General features: G+C 43.2%; 16 protein-coding genes. 7 read left to right on the top strand and 9 right to left on the bottom strand.

The features are described 5' to 3' along the window. The first annotated feature begins 113 nt into the window (after positions 1–113). Entirely contained in the window at positions 114–470 is a 357-nt protein-coding gene (locus AC2VOY_RS09920) for an ArsR/SmtB family transcription factor (RefSeq protein WP_491831175.1), read from the top strand. 57 nt (positions 471–527) lie between these two features. Here the strand turns inward: AC2VOY_RS09920 and fghA are convergent, their stop codons facing one another. Next, positions 528–1373 (bottom strand): S-formylglutathione hydrolase, encoded by an 846-nt coding sequence (fghA, locus tag AC2VOY_RS09915; protein WP_491831173.1) that lies wholly within the window; start codon positions 1371–1373, stop codon positions 528–530. Positions 1374–1384: 11 nt separating this feature from the next. After that, positions 1385–2515, bottom strand: a complete 1131-nt coding sequence (locus AC2VOY_RS09910) for an S-(hydroxymethyl)glutathione dehydrogenase/class III alcohol dehydrogenase (protein ID WP_491831172.1) — start codon at positions 2513–2515, stop codon at positions 1385–1387. Between the two features lie 177 nt (positions 2516–2692). Between AC2VOY_RS09910 and AC2VOY_RS09905 the strand changes: the two genes are divergently transcribed. Both AC2VOY_RS09905 and AC2VOY_RS09900 read left to right on the top strand, forming a co-directional pair. Continuing rightward, entirely contained in the window at positions 2693–3571 is an 879-nt protein-coding gene (locus tag AC2VOY_RS09905; protein WP_491831171.1) for a LysR family transcriptional regulator, read from the top strand. A gap of 16 nt (positions 3572–3587) precedes the next feature. Continuing rightward, on the top strand, positions 3588–4700 hold the full coding sequence (locus AC2VOY_RS09900; protein WP_491831169.1) for a Gfo/Idh/MocA family oxidoreductase: 1113 nt from the start codon (positions 3588–3590) through the stop codon (positions 4698–4700). Positions 4701–4834: 134 nt separating this feature from the next. Here the strand turns inward: AC2VOY_RS09900 and AC2VOY_RS09895 are convergent, their stop codons facing one another. After that, a complete protein-coding gene (locus AC2VOY_RS09895) occupies positions 4835–6670 on the bottom strand; it encodes an ABC transporter ATP-binding protein (protein ID WP_491831168.1) in 1836 nt (611 codons plus the stop codon). A 257-nt stretch (positions 6671–6927) separates the two neighbouring features. Here AC2VOY_RS09895 and AC2VOY_RS09890 point away from each other — a divergent pair, with 257 nt between their 5' ends. The 4 genes from AC2VOY_RS09890 to fhuB all read left to right on the top strand — a co-directional run bounded on the left by AC2VOY_RS09890 (position 6928) and on the right by fhuB (position 13136). Beyond that, positions 6928–9018 (top strand): TonB-dependent siderophore receptor, encoded by a 2091-nt coding sequence (locus tag AC2VOY_RS09890; RefSeq protein ID WP_491831167.1) that lies wholly within the window; start codon positions 6928–6930, stop codon positions 9016–9018. Between the two features lie 201 nt (positions 9019–9219). Next, positions 9220–10002 (top strand): ABC transporter ATP-binding protein, encoded by a 783-nt coding sequence (locus AC2VOY_RS09885; protein WP_491831166.1) that lies wholly within the window; start codon positions 9220–9222, stop codon positions 10000–10002. Positions 10003–10030: 28 nt separating this feature from the next. Further along, positions 10031–10951, top strand: a complete 921-nt coding sequence (locus AC2VOY_RS09880) for an ABC transporter substrate-binding protein (RefSeq protein WP_491831165.1) — start codon at positions 10031–10033, stop codon at positions 10949–10951. 217 nt (positions 10952–11168) lie between these two features. Further along, positions 11169–13136, top strand: coding sequence for a Fe(3+)-hydroxamate ABC transporter permease FhuB (gene fhuB, locus AC2VOY_RS09875; protein ID WP_491831164.1), 1968 nt, complete (start codon positions 11169–11171; stop codon positions 13134–13136). On the opposite strand, the gene AC2VOY_RS09870 is transcribed toward fhuB, so the two are convergent. The 6 genes from AC2VOY_RS09870 to AC2VOY_RS09845 form a co-directional block, all read right to left on the bottom strand. Then, the gene (locus tag AC2VOY_RS09870) at positions 13107–14390 is read right to left on the bottom strand and encodes a DUF2254 domain-containing protein (protein ID WP_491831163.1); all 1284 of its coding nucleotides are present in this window, start codon (positions 14388–14390) and stop codon (positions 13107–13109) included. The two genes, fhuB and AC2VOY_RS09870, sit on opposite strands and share 30 nt — an antisense overlap. Before the next feature lie 175 nt (positions 14391–14565). Continuing rightward, positions 14566–15363, bottom strand: coding sequence for a siderophore ferric iron reductase (locus tag AC2VOY_RS09865; protein WP_491831162.1), 798 nt, complete (start codon positions 15361–15363; stop codon positions 14566–14568). Between the two features lie 234 nt (positions 15364–15597). Beyond that, positions 15598–17781 carry a TonB-dependent siderophore receptor gene (locus tag AC2VOY_RS09860; RefSeq protein WP_491831160.1) on the bottom strand — a complete coding sequence of 728 codons (2184 nt, stop codon included), beginning with the start codon at positions 17779–17781 and terminating at the stop codon, positions 15598–15600. A 139-nt stretch (positions 17782–17920) separates the two neighbouring features. After that, a complete protein-coding gene (locus AC2VOY_RS09855; protein ID WP_491831159.1) occupies positions 17921–18811 on the bottom strand; it encodes a GyrI-like domain-containing protein in 891 nt (296 codons plus the stop codon). 56 nt (positions 18812–18867) lie between these two features. Then, on the bottom strand, positions 18868–20157 hold the full coding sequence (locus AC2VOY_RS09850; protein ID WP_491831158.1) for a tetratricopeptide repeat protein: 1290 nt from the start codon (positions 20155–20157) through the stop codon (positions 18868–18870). Between the two features lie 8 nt (positions 20158–20165). Further along, on the bottom strand, positions 20166–21005 hold the full coding sequence (locus AC2VOY_RS09845) for an energy transducer TonB (protein WP_491831156.1): 840 nt from the start codon (positions 21003–21005) through the stop codon (positions 20166–20168). Positions 21006–21018 lie beyond the last annotated feature (13 nt).

Genomic DNA, 21018 nt, shown 5'->3' with positions numbered 1-21018 from the left:
GACAGACATTTTTTGTCAATATATTTCTATATTTTTCGAAATATTCTTAGTATCCTAGCCAAAACTCCTCAAGGCAGGTACTCTTGGGGGTAAGTAAGCAGGAATAAAAAACTATGCAAGTAGAAGAAATCGCAAAAGCACTCAAAGAGTTAGGTCATCCAATCCGCCTAACCATTTATAAAACCTTGGTCAAGGCCGGCTACCAAGGCTTAACCGTCGGCGACTTACAAGCGCGACTTCAGATCCCAAATTCGACTTTATCGCACCATATTTCAAGCCTTATCTCAGCGAATCTGATTAAACAAGAAAGACAAGGGCGAAGCTTATTTTGCATTGCGCGTTATCAGCAGTTGCAATCTGTGATTGCTTATTTACTTGATGAATGTTGTATTGAAGAGGTGGAAAAAGAAGTAGAGAATCAATTCGATACCACTGAAAAAGATTCTGAGCAGATGCAAAAAAGCCTTTAAACCTAGCATCACGACACACTAAGATTAAAGGCTCAAGTTTTGCATTATTTTAATACTTTAAATTAAATATTCGGCATGAAAGCGCAGATGCTGCTCAATAAAGCTCGCAATAAAGTAATAACTATGATCATAGTTAGGATGCGCTTCAAATTGAACCGGATAACCGACAGATTGCGCCGCATGGACAAAGTTTTGTGGCTTTAACTGAGTTTCGACAAACTCATCCGCGATGCCTTGGCTAATCAAAATCGAAGGTAATCCTTGCGGATCTTTGATTTTTTTCATCAACTCGGTCGCATCATATTTGGGCCACAATGCTTTATCTTCGCCTAAATATGCGGTAAATGCCTTTTGCCCCCAAGGACAATCCATAGGATTCACGATTGGGCTAAAAGCAGAAATCGAGGTATAACGCTGCGCATTACGAAGCCCTATCATCAAGGCGCCATGCCCACCCATAGAGTGACCAGAAATCGCACGCTTACCCGACACTGCAAAGTTCGCTTCAATGATACTTGGCAACTCAAAGCTCACATAATCATACATCTGATAATGCTCAGCCCAAGGCGCTTGCAATGCATTGACATAAAAGCCAGCGCCTTGCCCAAGATCATAGCTCTCATCATTGGCAATGCCTTCGCCACGCGGGCTCGTATCCGGCGCAACAATGGCTATTCCAAGCTCACTTGCGACACGCATTGCGCCAGCTTTTTGCATAAAGTTTTCATCCGTGCAGGTTAGGCCAGAAAGCCAATATAAAACAGGCACTGGCCCTTTGCTGGCTTGCTCAGGCAAAAAAATGGCAAAGCTCATTTGCGTCTTGGTCGCTTGGCTTTGATGGCTATACCTTTGATGCCAACCGCCATGACAAAAGTTCTCACTAATTTTTGTGATTTGACTCATTTGATGCGCCCTTACTTATCAAAATGAATCACAGTTCGGATGCTTTTGCCTTCATGCATTAAATCGAAAGCTTCGTTAATTTTATCTAAGCTCATGGTATGGGTGATAAAATCACTAAGCTTGAACTCACCTTTCATGTAGCGTTCAACATAATCAGGCAACTCACTGCGACCTTTCACCCCGCCAAACGCTGAGCCTTTCCACACACGTCCTGTCACCAATTGGAATGGACGGGTTGAGATTTCTTCGCCTGCGCCCGCAACACCTATGATCACCGACTCGCCCCAACCTTTGTGACAGCACTCAAGCGCACTGCGCATCACGTTCACATTGCCGATACATTCAAATGAATAATCTACGCCGCCGTCAGTCATTTCAACCACAACTTCTTGAATTGGCTTATCGCAGTCATTTGGGTTAATGCAATCTGTTGCGCCAAGTTGTTTTGCTAAATCAAATTTAGATTCGTTAATATCAATCGCAATAATGCGTCCAGCTTTCGCCATGGTTGCGCCGATAATTGCGGATAGACCAATCCCGCCGAGACCAAAAATAGCGACCGTATCACCTTCTTGGACTTTCGCCGTATTCATCACCGCGCCCATGCCAGTGGTGACGCCACAACCAAGCAAGCAAACTTCTTCAAGCGGTGCTTCTTTATTCACTTTAGCGATAGAAATCTCTGGCAAAACTGTATATTCAGAGAAAGTTGAAGTGCCCATATAGTGAAAAATTGGCTCACCATTAATTGAAAAACGAGTTGTGCCATCTGGCATCAAACCTTTGCCTTGGGTTTCACGAATGCGCTGGCAAAGGTTGGTTTTTCCAGAGGTGCAGAACTTACAAGTGCCACATTCTGGGGTATAAAGTGGGATCACATGATCGCCCACAGCAACGCTAGTCACGCCTTCACCGACAGACTCAACAATGCCGCCACCTTCATGACCTAAAATGCACGGGAAAACACCTTCAGGATCGGCGCCAGAAAGTGTGTAAGCATCGGTATGACACACACCTGAAGCTAAAATTTTAACCCGAACTTCACCCTTTTGTGGTGGCATCACATCAACAGTTTCCATTTTTAACGGCTCACCCGCTTGCCATGCGACAGCAGCTCTTGATTTGATCACTTGTGCACTCATACGCTTACCTTCCTTTCATAAAAAGATCGCAAACTCTAATCTAAGCATACTTTAAAATGCTTATCTCAAAGCGAGATCGAAAATAAAACAACTGCTTAGAATTATATACCTCTTTCTAAAAATGATAATTTCCATATAATAAAAACACTTTTACCAAGTAGTAACAATAGGAAAGATATGCTTTGGGAAGGAATTTGTGAATTTGTTGCAGTAGCGCAGACTGGAAGCTTTACTCAAGCAGCAAAACAATTAAAGCTTTCGACCGCGCAAGTGAGCCGCCAAGTCAAAAACCTCGAGCAGCGCCTTGGCGTCACCTTGGTTTATCGCACCACGCGTCAAGTCAGCTTAACTCAAGCAGGCGAGCAATATGCAATGGAATGCCAAGCGATTTTAACTCAGTTAAATTTAGCTCAAGATAAGCTCACCCAAGCCAATGCCTCGCCCAAAGGACACCTTAAAATCTCCGCCCCAACCGCCTATGGTGAGCGCCATATTGCGCCGTTAATCAATGACTTTTGCTTGCAAGAGGCAAATCTTAGCGTCGAGCTTGTGTTAACCAATCAGCAAATTGATTTAACTCGCGATAAGATAGATTTAGCGATCCGCTTAGGTCAATTGCAAGACTCAAGCATACGGGCGAAAAAAATTCGTGATCGCAAAGTCTACCTTTGTGCGTCCAAAGATTATTTAGACAAACACGGCACCCCGCAAAACTTAAAGGATCTCAAACAGCATAATTGTTTGCTTGGCTCGCTTGGCTATTGGCGCTTTTTCATTCCTAAGACGCAAAAACAGCAGAGATTAAAACTCAAAGGCCAAATCATATGTAATAATGGTTTTGTGTTGCTCGATGCGGTAAAAAAAGGTTTAGGAATAGCTCAACTTCCTGATTATTATGTAGAAGATGCGCTTGATGATGGCAGTGTGTGTTCAATTTTAGATGCTTATCAACCTAAGCAAGACGGGGTCTGGGCGGTGTATCCAAATGCGCCAACGCTGTCTGCGAATACGCGTTATTTACTCACTTACTTAGAAGAAAATTTACCCAAAATATAATCACAATGAGGGAATCATGAAATTAGGATTTATTGGATTTGGTAAAAGCACGCATAGATATCATATGCCGTTTATTGATACCGCGAAGGATGTACAAGGCAATAAATGCTTTGAGGTGATTGGTTATTATACTCGCGGCTCACGCCAGTTTGAAATGCCGTATCCGCACTTGCCACAAGATTTAACTCGCTTTGAGTCAGTCGATGAGTTATTAAAAAGTGAGGCTGAGATTATTGTTATCACCACGCCTTCTAGCACTCACTTTGAGTTTGCGCAAAAAGCGATTGAAGCAGGCAAGCATGTGATTATCGAAAAACCTTTTTGTGACACCCTTAATCAAGCCAAAAGTCTTTTTGAACTTGCCAAGGCAAACAATGTAAAAATCATGCCGTATCAAAATCGCCGCATGGATAGTGATTTTCTAATGGCAAAACAAATTCTTGAGCGCACAGATATTGGTGAGGTGATGGAGATTGAGTCCAACCATACTCACTATCGAACCGATGGCATTGATCATCAAGGCACTAAATATGATGGCAGTGTCTATGGCCATGCGGTGCACTTTTTAGATCAAATCGTTAGCCTTTATGGTGAGCCAGATGCGCTGGTTTATGATCTTGCTAATCAAAAAAATGCTTATTTAGGCACGGGCGAGGCGATGGGCTTTACTCAAGAGACACTCAGTGAACGTGGTGATGCCGGCAATTTTGAAGCCCATGGTTTCCCCGAAGATCACTATGATATTAAGCTTGTTTACGGCAATTTACGTGTTCGCGTGCGTTTTTCACAACTCACAGTCAAAGCGCCGCCACGCTGGATCATCAACAGCACGCTCGCAACCTTTGAAAAATATGATATTGACCAACAAGAGCGCGATCTTAAGCAAGGGATATTCTTAGATTCGCCAGATTTTGGCAAGGATCTAGAAACAGGTGCAGGCACGCTTTATTTCTTGGATAAAACCGAGCAAATTCCAAGCATTTATAAGCATTATACTGCATTTTATCAAGATATTTACCAAGCTTTGCAGCAAGATACTCAAATGCCAGTGACAGAGGAAGAAGCTTTGATTGTGATGAATCTGATGGAAACCATTGTGACAGGCAAGGCATATAAAAAACTAAGCTAGTTGAAGTGATTTATAGCTTCTAGCGCATAAAAAAAGACTCCAACACTTTGAGATAAGTTATTGGAGTCTTTAGCTTTATAGCCTCTTTTCAATTAATCAAAAAGGCTATGTGACAGCTTCAAGGATGAAGAATATTAGTCATCTAAACCAATAAACCCGCCCGTCTGGTGCGCCCAAAGCTGCGCATAAATACCTTTTTGCTCAATCAACTCTTGGTGACTGCCTTGCTCAACAATCTGACCTTGATCCATCACAATCAAGCGATCCATTGCCGCAATGGTGGATAAACGGTGCGCAATCGCAATCACGGTTTTGCCTTCCATTAGCTCATATAAGCTTTCTTGAATTGCCGCTTCCACTTCAGAATCAAGCGCTGAGGTCGCTTCATCCATAATCAAAATTGGCGCATCTTTTAGCAATACGCGAGAGATCGCAATACGCTGACGTTGACCGCCAGAAAGTTTCACCCCACGCTCACCCACTTGCGCGTCATAACCCACATTGCCAAAGGTATCTGTTAGCCCTTCGATAAACTCATGCGCCTTGGCTTGCTTAGTCGCTGCAATCAATTCTTCTTCGGTTGCATCGGGTTTGCCGTACAAGATGTTCTCACGAATGCTGCGGTGTAAGAGTGAGGTATCTTGGGTGATCATCCCAATCTTGCTACGCAGTGAATCTTGCGCCACATGGCTGATGTCTTGGCCGTCGATCTCAATCGTGCCAGTTTCTAAGTCATAAAAACGCATCAAGAGGTTAACCATGGTGGATTTACCCGCGCCAGAGCGCCCAACTAGGCCAATTTTCTCACCCGGTTTAATGTTTAAATCAAGATGGTTAATGATTTTCTTGTTCGCTTCACCATAGTGGAAACAAACATTGTTAAACTTGATTTCGCCTTGCTTCACTTCAAGTGCTGGTGCGTTTGGTTTGTCTTCAATTTCAACAGGTTTAGAAAGCATATTCATACCATCGATCACAGTCCCGATGTTTTCAAACATATTGCTCACTTCCCACATGATCCACTTCGACATGCCTTGCACGCGCAGCGCAATGCTGATCGCAACCGCAATCACGCCAACAGAAACTGCGGCGTTCATCCATAGCCCAATAGACAGCGCAGCAATCACAAATAAAAGTGCATAGTTAATAAAATCAATACTTAACACAAAGCAAGTAGCTAAACGCATTTGCGCATAAACCGTATGCAGAAAGCCTTTCATGCCTTTTTCAGCATATTCAGTTTCACGGTTGGTGTGGGCAAATAGCTTCACTGTATTGATATTGGTATAACTATCTACAATGCGCCCTGTCATGGTTGAACGCGCATCGGCTTGCTTGGTCGCGACAGCTTTCATGCGTGGCACGAAATACCACAAAATGCCGATATAAGCACACAGCCAGACTAAAATTGGCAGCATTAAAGAGACATCTGAGTTTGCCATCATGATGATCATCGAGGTGAAATACACCGACACATACACCAGCACATCCACAAGTTTCATCACGGTTTCACGTACTGCAAGCGCCGTTTGCATGACTTTGGTGGCAATGCGCCCTGCAAAATCATCTTGATAAAACGTCATGCTTTGACGCAACAGATAACGGTGCGCGAGCCAACGCACAGACATAGGATAGTTACCCAATAAAGATTGGTGCATGATCATCGAATGGGCAAAGGCAAGAACAGGGATCACGACGACAACTAAAAAGCCCATCCAAAACAGCGTCCAACCTTCTGCTGCCCAAAAGGTTTCAGGGGTATGCTGGCCAAACATATCAACAAGTTTGCCGATAAAGCCTAATAAGGTGACTTCCACAATCGCAATGATTGCGCTCAGCGCCGACATAATCGCCAGCGGCAATTTAAAACCACGGGTGTAATAAAGTAAAAAAGCCACCAGATTCTTAGGTGGCATTTTCGGCTCTTCTTTCGGGAAAGCTTGAGTCAAGCCTTCAAAAAATTTGAACATAAATAGGTTTCCAAAAGTAGGTTATTTGTTGCAGATGTACAGATACATCGAGGCAAAAATACATTTTAAAGCTTATCTAATGTTTTTGATAGTCTAGATGTTAAGAATTGGTAAAATTAAAACAGCTTTCCATTCTTGATCTAGATCACTCTTAACGAAAAGTTCAATTTATTTTGCAAATTAACACTTCTATTTCATTTTAAAATACATATAATTCACAAATACAAATTATTCTCATTCATATTATCGGATATTTTATGCCCACCTTATCATTTTCTCAATCATATTTGAGTAAAGCTATTCGCTCTTCCTTGCACGCTGCGCTGCTTTTACCTTTGACTTTTAATTTTGCGCATGCGGCAGATGACAATTCTCAAGATGAGAATATGGATACCATGGTCATCACAGCTTCTGCGATGAAAGTGCAAACCCCACTTGCTGAGTCGCCACGTAGTGTTTCAATCGTCGATGAAGAACAACTTGATGAGCGTAAACCAAGCTCATTGGATGAAGCGGTTCGCTATCAATCTGGCGTTTTAAGTCAGCCTTATGGTAGTGATACCAATACGGAATGGTTTAAAGTTCGCGGCTTTGATGCAGCAACCTATTTAGATGGTAACCGCTTGTATCAAAATGGTTATTACACTTGGACGCTTGAGCCGTTTGGCCTTGAAAGCATTGAAGTATTAAAAGGCCCTGCATCGATTTTATTCGGTGAAGCGCCTCCAGGTGGTGTCGTCAATGCAGTCAGCAAACGTCCACTTTATGAAGATACTGGCATGGTTGAAGTGCGTTATGGCACGGACAGCTTTGCACAAGTTGGCCTTGATACCAACACAGTTTTATCGGATACGGTACGTTTTCGTTTAGTTACTATGATGAACCAGCAAGATGGCGATCTTGATGGCACAGATAATGACAGATTCTACATCGCGCCAAGTCTTTCTTGGGACGTAACCGATGCGACCAACATTACTTTCTTAGGTTCGGTTAAACGTGACAATGGCGTGCCAACTGGCGGTTTCATGCCTGCATATGGCACGCTTTTCCCAAATGCTGAAGGTGACTACATCGATGAGCATACCAACTTAGGCAACCCAGATGTCGATAATAATGACAACTTGCAAGTCTCTGTTGGCTATGAGCTTGAAAGCTATCTCAATGATGTGTGGACGTTAAAACAAAATGCAAACTACTCTTACACTGATTTAGAACTAACTAGCTCTTATGCATACGGCAGTGAAACCAGTGAAGAGCTTAGCCAAGGTATTTTATACCGTGATGGGGATACTCAAACCTTTACTATCGACACCAGCGCAATTGCTGAATTTGGCACAGGCCGCTTTGAGCATACAACGCTAATGGGCGTGGAGTATGAATACTTCAACAATGATGGTCTTGAGTACGATAACTGGGCTTGGAATACGATTAACTCTTTCGATCCTGACTATAGCGATCGCCCTGCACTTGATCTTAGTGATGCACAAAGCAAAGAATACACCAAGAACTCAACTGGTGTGTATGCCCAGCATCAAGTGAAGTTTGATGGCAAGTGGATCGCCAAAGCTGGCGTGCGTTGGGATAATATTGACCTAGACATTGATAACCATACTTTCAATACTTCAGAAAATATTGATGAAGATGAAGTGTCATGGAATGCAGGTGTGATGTACCTTTCAGACATCGGCTTATCACCATACTTTAGCTACTCAGAATCTTTTGAGGTGATCCCACAAACAGACCCAACAACAGGTCACGCATATAAGCCGCTTGAGGGTGAGCAATATGAAGCAGGTATCAAATACGAACCTAGCTTTATGAATGGTTATCTGAACCTTGCATGGTTTAATATCGAGCAGACCAATGGCTTGGTTTATAACCCAGAGACTTACGTATCAACCCAAGCGGGTAAACTAGAGTCACAAGGCGTTGAATTTGATTTAGTTGCGCAAACTGACTTTGGTCTAATGACGCGTGCAAACTATACCTATACGGATGCACAAACCACGGATATGGAAAAATTCCGTACTCCGCTTATTCCGCGTCACGCTGCTTCAGCATGGCTTGAATATGACTTTGGTTATCTTGGCCTCACAGGCTTTAGCATGGGAACAGGTGTTCGTTATACTGGCTCTACAACTGGTCATAATTCAACCGGTGCAAGCATGCTTAATGTGCCGAGCTACACAGTTGTCGACATGATGGCAAAATATGAAATCAACGACGATTGGAAAGCACAAGTGAACGTGAATAACCTGGGCGATCGTGAGTTTGTTTCAAGTTGTGATTACTACTGCTACTATGGCGAAGGCATTAACGCGACAGCAAGTTTAAGCTACCAGTGGTAAGACTTAAATAAACCCAAGCCTTGTGACTGGTATTTGATGTATCACAAATATTTGTTCAAGGCTTGAGTTATAATGCTGACAAAATAGAAATTAGATTAGTTCTCATTTATAATCGCGATATCCGTCAAACAAGCGCCCAGATCAAACGGGTGCTTTTTGCATTTATTTCACCCTGTATTTTCTAATATAACTAGGCTTAGCATGTACCAATTGTCTGATATTCGCGTTCATCGCGGTGGTCGAGATATTCTTAGTATCAAAGACTTAACTATCCCAAGTGATGGCTTTACCGTGATCCTCGGCCACAATGGTTCGGGCAAATCAACCATGGTAAACCTACTTGCAGGGCAAGCGACCCCAGATGCTGGCAAAGTCACACTGCAAAATCAAGATGGCAAAATACAGGACATCCACCAATTAGGCGCTAAAGATCTCGCACGAGAAGTTGCCTTTTTGCCACAAAAACTGCCTGATGTTGCCGGCTTAACTGTGCGTGAACTGGTAAAAATGGGACGCTTTGCATGGCGCGGCGTGTTTGGTCGTTTCCAAAAACAAGATCACAGCGTGATTGAAGCGGCAATGCAAAAAACAGATGTCTTAAAATATGCCGACAGTCTTGCAGATAAACTTTCAGGTGGTGAGCGCCAACGTGCTTGGGTATCAATGTTACTGGCGCAAGAGTCCCCAGTGCTGATTTTAGATGAACCAACGTCTGCGCTCGATGTGCATCATCAATATCATTTAATGGATCTGCTTCAAAGCCTAAATAAAGAAACAGGTTGTGGCGTGCTCGTGATCTTACACGACATCAACCTTGCGCTGCGTTATGCCACACATATTGTCGCCCTCAAGCAAGGTGAAATCGCCTTTAGTGGCCCAACTCAAACGATTCAAGATGAAGCGCGTTTATCTGAGCTTTATCAAACCCCAATTAAACTGATTGATCACCCAACCCAAGCGCAAAAACTTGCGGTGGTGTGTTGATTTATCATAAGCCAATAAAGAGAGCCTGATGAAATTCAATAATGCTTTATTCTCAACCTGTTTATTTGCAGCAAGTCTATGTTTTTCAAGCCTTAGCTTGGCAGATATAACAGTCACAGATAGCCGCGGCGAGCAAAGGTTAAAAGATCTGCCGCAACGAGTCGTGACCTTAAACTGGGATCTAACAGAACAAGTGTTAGAGCTTGGCATCACACCTGTTGGCGCAACGGATATTAAAGATTATCAAGAATGGGTAGTGAAGCCGCAAATTCCATCGCAAGTGGTTGAACTTGGTACTCGCGCCGAGCCAAACCTTGCTGAAATTGCCAAACTAAAGCCAGATGTTATTTTGGCTGCCAGCCCACAAAAAGACTTGATTGCCAAACTAGAAACCATTGCGCCAGTGCTCTATTACGCAAGTTATAGCCCAAATACCAATCACGCGAAAGAAGCCATTGAGAACTTTAAGCAAATAGCACAAGTTTTTGATAAAGAAGAGCTTGCGGCGCAAAAATTAGCGGCAATGGATGAGTCTTTTAAGGCGCTCAAACAAAAGCTAACGGATAAGTTTGGTGACACTTTACCGCCAGTTATGGCAATGCGTTTTGCGAGCCAAAATGCGGTGTATTTATATACTGAAAACTCAACTACTGTGTATGCATTAAATCAGCTTGGTTTAACTGCGCCAATTATGCCACCCGAGCAAGAATGGGGGATTAGCCAGCAACCTATTCAATCGTTAAAAGATCTAAAAGATGCCTATGTGGTTTATTTTGGTCCATTTAATGAGCAAGATAAACTCGATAAATCAATGCTTTGGAATGCGATGCCGTTTGTTCGTCAAAAGCATGCAGGTGAAGCGGCTGCGGTTTGGAATTATGGTGGCGCGATGTCGATTGAGTATATTGCTCAGTCTGTAACCGATGCGCTTTTAAAGCTTGAAAATTAGTAACCTGCGCAGGCTTGTTAAGTAGGTATCAATCACAACGAGTTTAGAACTTAAAATTGCTTATGTGTAATGCCATAGAGCAAAGTTTAAAAATGCAAGGATGCATTTTTTAAAGTGACCATGGATGGCTTGAGCGTCTTTGCGTCATGGCATGCACATAAGCAATAACCGCAGAAATCAAAAACTCTCACCCATTTTATTTACAACCGAGACAGACATGACACGCCAATTAAAATTAACAATACTAACCTCACTTTGCTTAATTTTTATTGGCATACTCAGTTTGCAAATTGCAAACCCACTCAGCCTAGATCACCAAATTTCGCTCATTTTCGGTCAAGAAGCCGTTGAATTTGATGAATTTAACTTCACCTTTGGGCTATTGCCACGCCTTGTGATGGGGATCATGGTCGGCGCCATCTTAGGCTTAGTTGGCAGCCTGATGCAGCAGCTCACCCAAAACAACCTTACCTCCCCCCTCACCTTAGGTACATCTTCTGGTGCTTGGTTAGCGCTCATCATTTTAAATGTGTTTTGGCCAAACCTTGCCGGCGATATGCAAGCTGTTGCTGCCATGTCTGGCGCAATGATTTCGATGATCTTAGTGATCACCATTGCAGGGTTTAAAAACATCACCGGCTTGCCTTTGATCTTATCTGGCATGGTGGTGAATATCTTATTTGGCGCAATTTCAACCGCAATTATCTTGCTAAATGATCAATACGCGCAAAACGTCTTTATTTGGGGCGCAGGCGATCTGGCGCAAAATGGTTGGGATCAAGTCATTTGGCTCTTACCAAGAATTGCCCCAGCTATCTTACTACTAGCATTTGCGCCGCGAATTTTAAGCCTGATGCGCTTAGGTCAACAAGGGGCAGCGGCGCGCGGTTTAAATGTCTTGCCAATGTTCTTTGCATTGATTTTAATTGGCCTTTGGGTGGTTTCTGCCTCAATTACAGTCGTTGGGATGATAAGTTTTATTGGCCTGATTGCGCCAAATGTTGCCAGAGCCTTAGGTGCGCGCACGCCACGTCAAGAATTAGTGGCCAGCATGATCATTGGCGCTGTTGGCTTGCTTCTAACTGACATCATAGCGAAAAGCGTCAGCCTTTGGACGGTAAGCCTAGTGCCAAGTGGGACTGCGGCAGCGGCAATGGGCGCACCAGCCCTGCTTTGGTTTAGCCGCCGTAACTTACGCGCCCAAGATCAAGTCTCTATCAAACTGCCGCCAAGCCGGGATCATATCTCGCCGTTAACCATGCCAATCTTGGTCGTGAGCGTACTCGCTATGTTGATTGTCAGCAGTTGCCTAAACATGACCCAAAGCGGATTTGAATTTGCACTGCCGGATGCATTTAATTGGGGATTGATATGGCCAAGATTTAGCACCGCATTTTTTGCAGGGGTCGCGCTTGCGATTGCCGGCACCATGTTGCAGCGCCTGATTTATAACCCACTCGCAAGTCCTGATATTTTGGGGATCTCCGCTGGGGCAAGTTTTGCCTTGATCGGGGCGAGCGTCTTTTTTGGCGTGAATATTTTTGAGTCAGGATCTTTGGTTGCCTTTATCGGCAGTATGTTGGTGCTTGGGCTTATCTTGATTTTAGGACGACGCAATCAATTTGCCCCTGCCAGTTTGATTTTGATTGGTATTTCACTCGGCGCTTTAATTGATTCATTAGTTCAATTTGCACTGGCGCAAAATGCGCAAGATAGCTACGCAATTATCAACTGGTTAGCAGGCTCAACCTATCGCGTCAGCCCGGCTTCAGCTTGGACTTTAATGATAATCACTAGCTTATTAGCCATAGTGAGCCTAGGTTTATCTCGCTGGCTAACGCTGATTTCAGCAGGCCGCGCCTTTGCCCGTGCGCGCGGTTTAAATGTTCAACTGGCAAGTGTGCTTTTACTGACAATCGTTGCCCTGCTTTGCGCCTTAGTCACCAGCAGCATGGGCCCTGTTGGTTTTATTGGCCTACTTGCGCCGCACATGGCTGTGATGCTTGGAGCTAAGAAAGCTAAAGAGCAACTGATTATCGCAGCGCTTACGGGCGGGTTATTAATGCTTTGCGCCAACTGGCTTGGACAAGTGATTTTATTCCCCGCGCAAATTGCAGCCGGGACATTAGTCTCAATCATTGGCGGCAGCTACTTCTTACTTCTGTTGATCCGTGGACAAAAGTAAGCTTTTTGCCTTGATCTTGTCGAGATCGGGCACAAAGCTGATGTTTTGCTCACAACGAGTTAAGCTATCACGAGCATGCGAGATGGCAGCAAGTTTCATCTCTTCATTGCCGCATTGATACAAGGCTTCCAAACCATCTTGTAAGTGGATCATCACCTCTAAGCATTGGGCACCATCACGCGCGATTGGCATAAAGCCATCATCAAATAAATCTTGGGTCGCTAGGGGCGGAATGGTGACATATTTATTTTCGACCTCGACTTCTTTGTCACATTGCTTTTGCCAAATCGTTAGCAAACGCACTAGACTTGTGATCACCTTAATTGCTGTGCCCGGATCATTGACCGCAGGTGACAAGGCTTTGCTGGCAATTTCGGATAAGACCACAAATCCAAATCTCGGGTCGCTTTCAAACACCCTATCAGCGCCTAAATAAAAGTGCTCTTTTAACTCATCAATATCTATCTCAAGCTCTTGGGCTTTATTTTCTGAAACATCAAAGCGCGCCAAAACATTTCCAACAGTTAAAAAATCTCCCGGCATTTTTACCACTTGCACTCGGATGTCATTTTCTTCCCCCCAGTTTTCAAGGGCTTCTAAATCGACATATTGCAAATAACCAACCATCTCATTGGTAATCTGCATTTCAAAGGCATCTTCTAAGTCATAAGTCGCATATTCAAAGTAGTTCGATTCAAGTAAAGACTTTTTGGAAACGGCTTCAACCCTGTCGATGGTATTTCCCACACGTCCAAGGCGCGCTAAACAGTCGACCCAATAGATAAAGGTCAGCACAACGCCAGCAAACACGATGCAAGTACAGATAAATAAGATAAATAAACTAGAGCTACCAAAGCTGTCGTTTTTAACTGCAATTAAGGCAACGATACTGTAAATAAATGAGCCAATGAAACGAGATAAAGCATTTTTGGAAACATCATCGGATGCGACAACACTAAAGGAGCGAGGCGTGGTGGCATTACTGGCTGAGTTATATGCGGCAACCATGTTACCAATCGAAAAGGTTGCGATTACTAACATGCTTGAGGCCATGATTTCGAGCAAATCTTCTAAGGACTCAAGCTTTATTTTGTAGATAAATTCATGAATCGGCAAAAAGTCGACAAGTTTTGCCAAGATCACCACAAATATGGAGCAAATGCAGATCCATAAAGGCTTTACCCAAAGCTTATCTTTAAGTTGGTGGTATAAGAATTTTAGGCGTTTGTGTGTGATCATAATCCCTAAGTCCATTTACACTTTCCATCCCTGAAGCTGCAACTTCAATGATTTTGAGTGATAGTTATTAATAGCTAGACTTTAAGCTTAGCCTTTTCGCTTATCAATTGAAACAACAAGTGCTTAATAAAGCAACACTTTTATAGGTTCCAAGATAGTTTAAGACTGAGTTTTGGATTAAAATTTTTGACTATTTCTTTCTCGGGCAATTGCTACACACACCGCCACCTTTGGTGCGATAAGCAAGGCAACAAGAGGTGCGGGTATAAAGCCAGTCACCCGTTTTAGAATGGGTAAGATTCGCAAGGCTTTTACTTGGCAACTCAAATGCATTGAGCCAGAGCTGGGCTTCATCTGTGACGGATATATTCGCCGCAAATTTGGCTAAATCAGGGTCGATACCTACCATATGTTTAGCCGCTTGATGCTGCAAGCGGGTCAGACAAACCACAAAACTATCTGCGAGGATTTGATTGCAAAAATGTGGACGGATGCGCACATGTTCAGCAAGCTGTTCACGGTATTGATTAAACACTGGGACTAAATCTGCGCCCACTTTTTCAATCAGGTGCGTTTTATCATCGCTATAAAAATCTGCGCCATTTAAGCCATAACCAGAAATAAAGTTAAGCTTAGGTTGCCAGACTTGCGCCATAGATGAAAAATCGGGCACAGCGCCAAGACGATACACACTCAGCAAACTGGTATACACCCCCTGCCAAGTTAGCAGCCCCCACAGACGCGTTAGCCAATAAGCTTGGCCCGCTTCTTGATATTGGCTTTGCAAGTGCTGATAGATTTGCGAGAGCTTGTCACTATTGTCATCAAAGGTGAAAAGATGTTGATTGGTTTGCGCTGCATACACAGGCATAATATCTTGCACGGGTGCAAGTTTTGCTTGGTCAATCGATGAGAAAACAAAGCCATCTAGATACTCAGTCACAGACTTACTGGTTGCAAATAAATTGTGGTATCTGACATCTAGCATAACTTGCTCTTTTGGCTTTAATTGAGAATCTTAATGATATTAATTATCAAAAATATTGTAAAGAAAAAGTTGTTTGATTTTAATTCAAATTGAAATGTTTAACGGCTTTCTTTTTATACAAAAATGCCAACTTAAAACTTCTCTTTCAAGAAGATAAGCTGGCATTTGCATTGATATATTCTAAGTCAAAGTTTTGCCAAACAAGTTTTTAATCAAACAAGTAGCGGTTAAGGCTTAGAACTTATAATCAAAGCCGACTTCAACCGTACGCTCTTGACCATACCAACAGTTTGCGCTGTCATAACAGGTGAAGTTATCTTCATCAAACACATTGTTCGCACTCACGCTTAGTGATGCACCAGATAAACTAGATGACAGTTCAGTTAAGTCATAACTTGCTGATAGATCAACTAAAGTATAATCAGGTACAGTGTCTGTATTCTCTGCATCCATCTCACGCTCGCCAACAAAACGTACCCCAGCGCCGAAACGCGTGCCAGCTAAAGCGCCATCATAGAGGTAGTAGTTTGACCAAAGTGTCGCGCTATGTTTAGGTACATAAATTGGACGCTTGCCTTCTAGACCATTGTTTGAATCTTTGGTGATTTCGATATCTGTATAAGCATAAGATGCTGCCACATCCCAGCTATCTGTCAGCATAAACTTGCCTTCAAGCTCAAGACCTTGTGAACGCACTTCACCAACTTGTAAGTAGTACCAAGGGTTATCTGGATCAGACATCAACACATCTTGTTTTTCGATATTGAAATAGGCAGCTGTCACAGTTTGCGCCATATCTGCTGATTGATACTTCACACCGACTTCAAATTGCTTACCAAGCTCTGGTTTATAAGTATCACCATTTTCATCAAGCTTAGCCGTTGGCTGGAAACTGGTTGCATAGTTGGCATAAGGTGAGATGCCGTTATCAAAGGCATATAAAGCGCCAACACGGTATGAGAACTCACGTTGGCTTTCTTTGGTCACGCTACCAACATAGTTACTTTCATATTCATAATGATCAAAGCGTCCGCCTGCCATCATGGTCAATGCACCATATTGCATTTGATCTTGGAAGTAATAACCTGTTTGCTCAATATCAACTTTATCTGTATACACAGTGCCGCTTAATGCTGACGCATTGATAATATCGTTATTTGGGCTAAATACATTAAATGTGCCAAATTGCGCATCTGAGCCATAATCTGTGTAGTCTGATTTACCATTAAGTTTTTGATAATCAAAGCCAAATAAAAGGTTGTGCTCAAGCTCGCCCGTCATCACAAAGCCAGACACTTGGTTATCAATCACAAAGCCTTCAGACTCTTCATCCGTGCTATAGATATAACGCTCAAGATCCCCTGTTGAAGCATCATAACCACTTGCCACATGGTAAGTATTATCTTGATGCAAATCAGCATTTAAATAGCGTGCATTTTGTAAAAATGACCAGTCTTGATTAAATTCATGATTGATTTTATAACCCACCATCAAGAATTCACGCTCAAACTTGCTCCAGTTTTCATCTCCGACAAACATGCTTTTATCCATGCTGCCGTTTGAGTTTGACCACACGCTTCCCGACGCTGGAATAGCTGAGTTCATCCCCATGTTAGGATCATTTTGATAATAAAGGTTTAAGTTTAAGCTGGTTTTATCCGTCATCTGCCAGTCAATCGATGGCGCAATCAGATAACGCTCTTCTTCGGTATGATCGATTTGACCATCTTTTTTACGCGCCTTGGCAATCACGCGATAGTTCACATCGCTGTCGCCAATTTGACCCGTTGAGTCAAAGGTCGCTTCAGCAAGATTACCTGTGCCCGTAGCAACACCAACTTGCGTGCTATGCTCTTTTTTCGGCGCTTTACCAATTAAGTTGACCATACCGCCCGGAGGCATTGCGCCATAAAGCACAGAACTAGGACCTTTGAAGATCTCCACTTGCTCAAGAGCAAATGGGTCGATTTGAGGCTGCAAGTTCCAGCCAACTAGATATTGCAGCACCAGACCATCGTAATACATCTGATCATTATCAAAGCCGCGAATATTATAGTTGTCATACATGGTGACGCTGCCGCCTTTAAGCTCAGCATTCACACCCGGGACATAACGCAAAGCTTGACCGACATTACTCACGCCACGCTGCTCAAGATCTTCACTTGTAACCACAGAGATCCCTTGCGGGGTTTCTTCTGGCAATAAGGCAGTTTTGGTTGCAGTGTTACGGTAAGTTTTACCCAGGACAGTCATCTGATCCATTTCATCAGATGCAGATAAAGCCTCATCTGCAGCAAATGCAGGGCTAGCTAAACTCGCAATAATGCTTGTGGTAAGAATTGAGAGCGCGAAAGGGTTTGACTTTGCACGGCGCAAAGCAGAAACAAAAGATTGTGGGCGCTTTAAGTTTTCTTGCATGATTTCCTCTAACTGTTCATCCTGAACGCAAATAAGAATAATTATCAAAGCGAGATGATACTTATTTTTAATTAGAGAAAGTTAACAATTTGGTGCAACTTGTGAGAAATCTTTATCTAAAGGCTGATGAAATGAATGATTAGAGCTTAACGGCTTGAATTGGCAACCAGTATTCCATTTGTCGGCTTGCTTCGCCTTGATACTGATAATCGGCAGGATAAATTTCAAGCTCAAAGCCATCAATGGCTTCATAGCCAGACTCAGGTAGCCAAACCGTAAGCAGCCAAATCACATTTTGGGCTAAGGCTTCAATGTTCCCAATATGGGTGAAAACAGCGTAAGTCTGCTTGGGTAAGTCACATTGGCTGACATCAAATGGCTTTAAATCTTGTGTTGAAAATTGAATATCTTTCGTAAGCCTAATGCCAGCCCAATAGGTTAAGCTCTCAGCTTGACGAGTATCGATCACCCCTATTCGAGGCGCATCATTTAACGGTTGAAATTTATCATAAAACTTTTGCCAAATGAGCGGCACTTGGGCTGCAAAGTTAGGTTCTTGCGAGAGCACGCCTTGGATTTCATCATGGCACCCGATGAGACTAAAGGCTGGCTTAGTCTCAATACGAATTTGCTTAAATGATTCTTTAGAATGGTTAAGAGCCTCATCAATCGACAAGATTGAAAAAGGCTTGCGGATCCCAGTTAAGATTCCTTGTTTGCGATAGGCCCTTGGGCTTTGTCCAAAAAATTGCTTAAACGCGCGGCTAAAGCTAATTTCTGAATTAAAGCCGAGCATGATGGCAATATCTAGGCTTTTCATTTGTGTGGACACAAGCAGCTCTGCCGCACGGCTTAATTTAAGCTCGCGGATATATTGAGCAACGCTAACCTTGGTATATTCACTAAAGACGCGTTGCAGCTGCCAGCGTGACCAACAGCTTTTTTGCGCAATCATCTCAAGGGATAAAGGCTCCTCAAGGTGCTGATGAATAAATGCCAGCACCTCGGCAAGGCGTTTAATTTGCGCCATAACATGACCTTACCCCAGTTTGGGACATAAACTGCAATGGCAGAATAACTTGAAACTTATGATGCATTTGATCCTGATGTATCAATTTGCGCCACTTGTTCAGCTTGATCTTCTAGCGCATTTTGTTTCACTTCTTGCTGCATAGCAATTTTTGACTCTAAAAAGCCAATCCAAGTTTGCACTGAATCAGATGGTACGCGCTCATGAAAGCGTTTGGCATTTGCTAGTGCATCATCGTAACGCTCTAATTTATATAAAATATTTACTTTAGCTAAAGCGTAATCATCTGCGCTTGTATAAGGCTTGGCTTTATCAACGACTGCCAACGCTTTTTCATATTCACCTTGCTGAGTTAAAAGCTGAGTCAAAGGCCAATAAAATTTACCCGACTGCTGAGCTAAGGTTTGCCATGCGCCAATTGCCTTATCCCAATCTTTGCCCATTTGCCAATAGTTAGCTTGGGTTTGCAAATTAGCCAGCGTTTGCTCTTTAGGGTATTGCTTAAATAGCTCGCTATAAACGCGCGCCGCTTTTTCATAAATGCCATTTTGCGCATAAAGTTGCGCCAGCATTTGATAATCTGAAGGGGTAAACTCAATCCCCTGCTGCTTGGCTAGCGAATAGGTGCTGACTGCTTTTTTATATTGCTCAGCTTGTACTTGGGCATAAATCTGCTGCTGCCACCAATTTTTATTGTTTGGCTCAAGGCGGATCAGCTCATTGACTGTTTTATCCACCCCTGACCATTGTTTTAAATTGGTTTGTGCATAGAGCTTCATTTGCAAACTTTGAATTTTTTGCTTGTTATCTTCAGGCTTAAACTTGCTTAAATACTTCACGCTTTGCGCCCAGTCTTCTTTTTGATAAAAAGCTGCGGCTAAACGAAAGTGAATTTGGTTTAAGTCTTTGTAGAAATCCGCGCGCTGAGCTGCACTTGGTTTATAACCGCTACTTAGCAGCGCTTGATAGTGCTTGATAGCCTGATCAGATTTTTGCTCGCTATATAAAATATCAGCCAGCATGCGTCTGGTTTGCCAAGTTGCTTCACTATCAAGGACTTTATAATCTAAGGCTTTGTTCAATGATGCGATAGATTTAGCTGAGCTTTGCTGCTGCCAGTAATAAATTCCAAGCATGCGCGCAACAAATGCCTTGTCATAATTAGACTTGGTTTTGGTTTCATTTAAGGTTGCAATAGCCTTATTTAAATCGCCTTTTTGCTCATAACGCTCCGCCGTTAATAGGCGGCCTTGAGTGTAAGGCGTCACCCCAGCTGCAAGCACTGGTAATGCTTGCAAACTCGCGCCAAGGCAGCAAGATAAGATGAGTAACTTAAACTTTTTCATCATCACCTCTAACGATTAATTTTAAATTCGATTTTCACTTTTTGCCCCGGCTGCTTCACCGCTTGACCATTGACCATTTTAGGTTGGTACTTCCAGCGGCGTAGCGCTTGTTGCGCATTACGTGAAAACATTTGATTTGGGACAGCTTCAACCACAGAAATCCCCTCAGGTTTGCCTTGCTCATTAATGGTAAATGACAAGACAACATAGCCTTCCATATTGCGTTTTAATGCGCGCGATGGATAAGTTGGCTCAATACGTGAAATTGGGCTCGCTTGAGTCGATTGCCCAACCCCAGCAGGGCCTGTTGCACTTCCAGCTTTGCCTGTTGTCGCAGCAACTGCTTTAGCCGGCGCTGGCGCAGCAGCTTTTGCAGGCGTCGCTTTGGCAACTACAGGCTTAGGCGTAGGTTGTGGCTTTGGTTTTTCAACCGGTTTTGGCTTTTCAACTATGTTATCCAAAGACGGCATTTTCACATCGACGCCAAAGTCATCAGCGACAGCTACATCTGTTATCGGCGTAATATCTGGCTCAGCTATTTGCGGCTCAGGCATCTCTGGCGGTGGCGCTTCAACGCTTTGCGGTACTTCTGGCTGCGCTGGCGCATCCGGTAAACTGCGCTGACGACTTGCCGAGCTTGAATCAACCTCTTGAACTATCATTTCAATGCGGGCTTTTTTCTCTGTCTCTGGGGCTTTTTTTGCTTGGCCTATCATCCAAGACATTAAAGAGAACAAGCCAAAAGCTACAATTAAAGCCACAGGCAAAGCAACGCCATAACGAAAGCCGTTATGATTTAAAAAATTATCTCGGTTGAAAAAGCCAACCTCTTTACTTGCCATATCCATCGTCATCTCTATT

It is taken from the genome of Vibrio sp. KMM 9700 (assembly GCF_058545285.1).
This window is presented reverse-complemented; position numbering and strand designations above follow the sequence as displayed.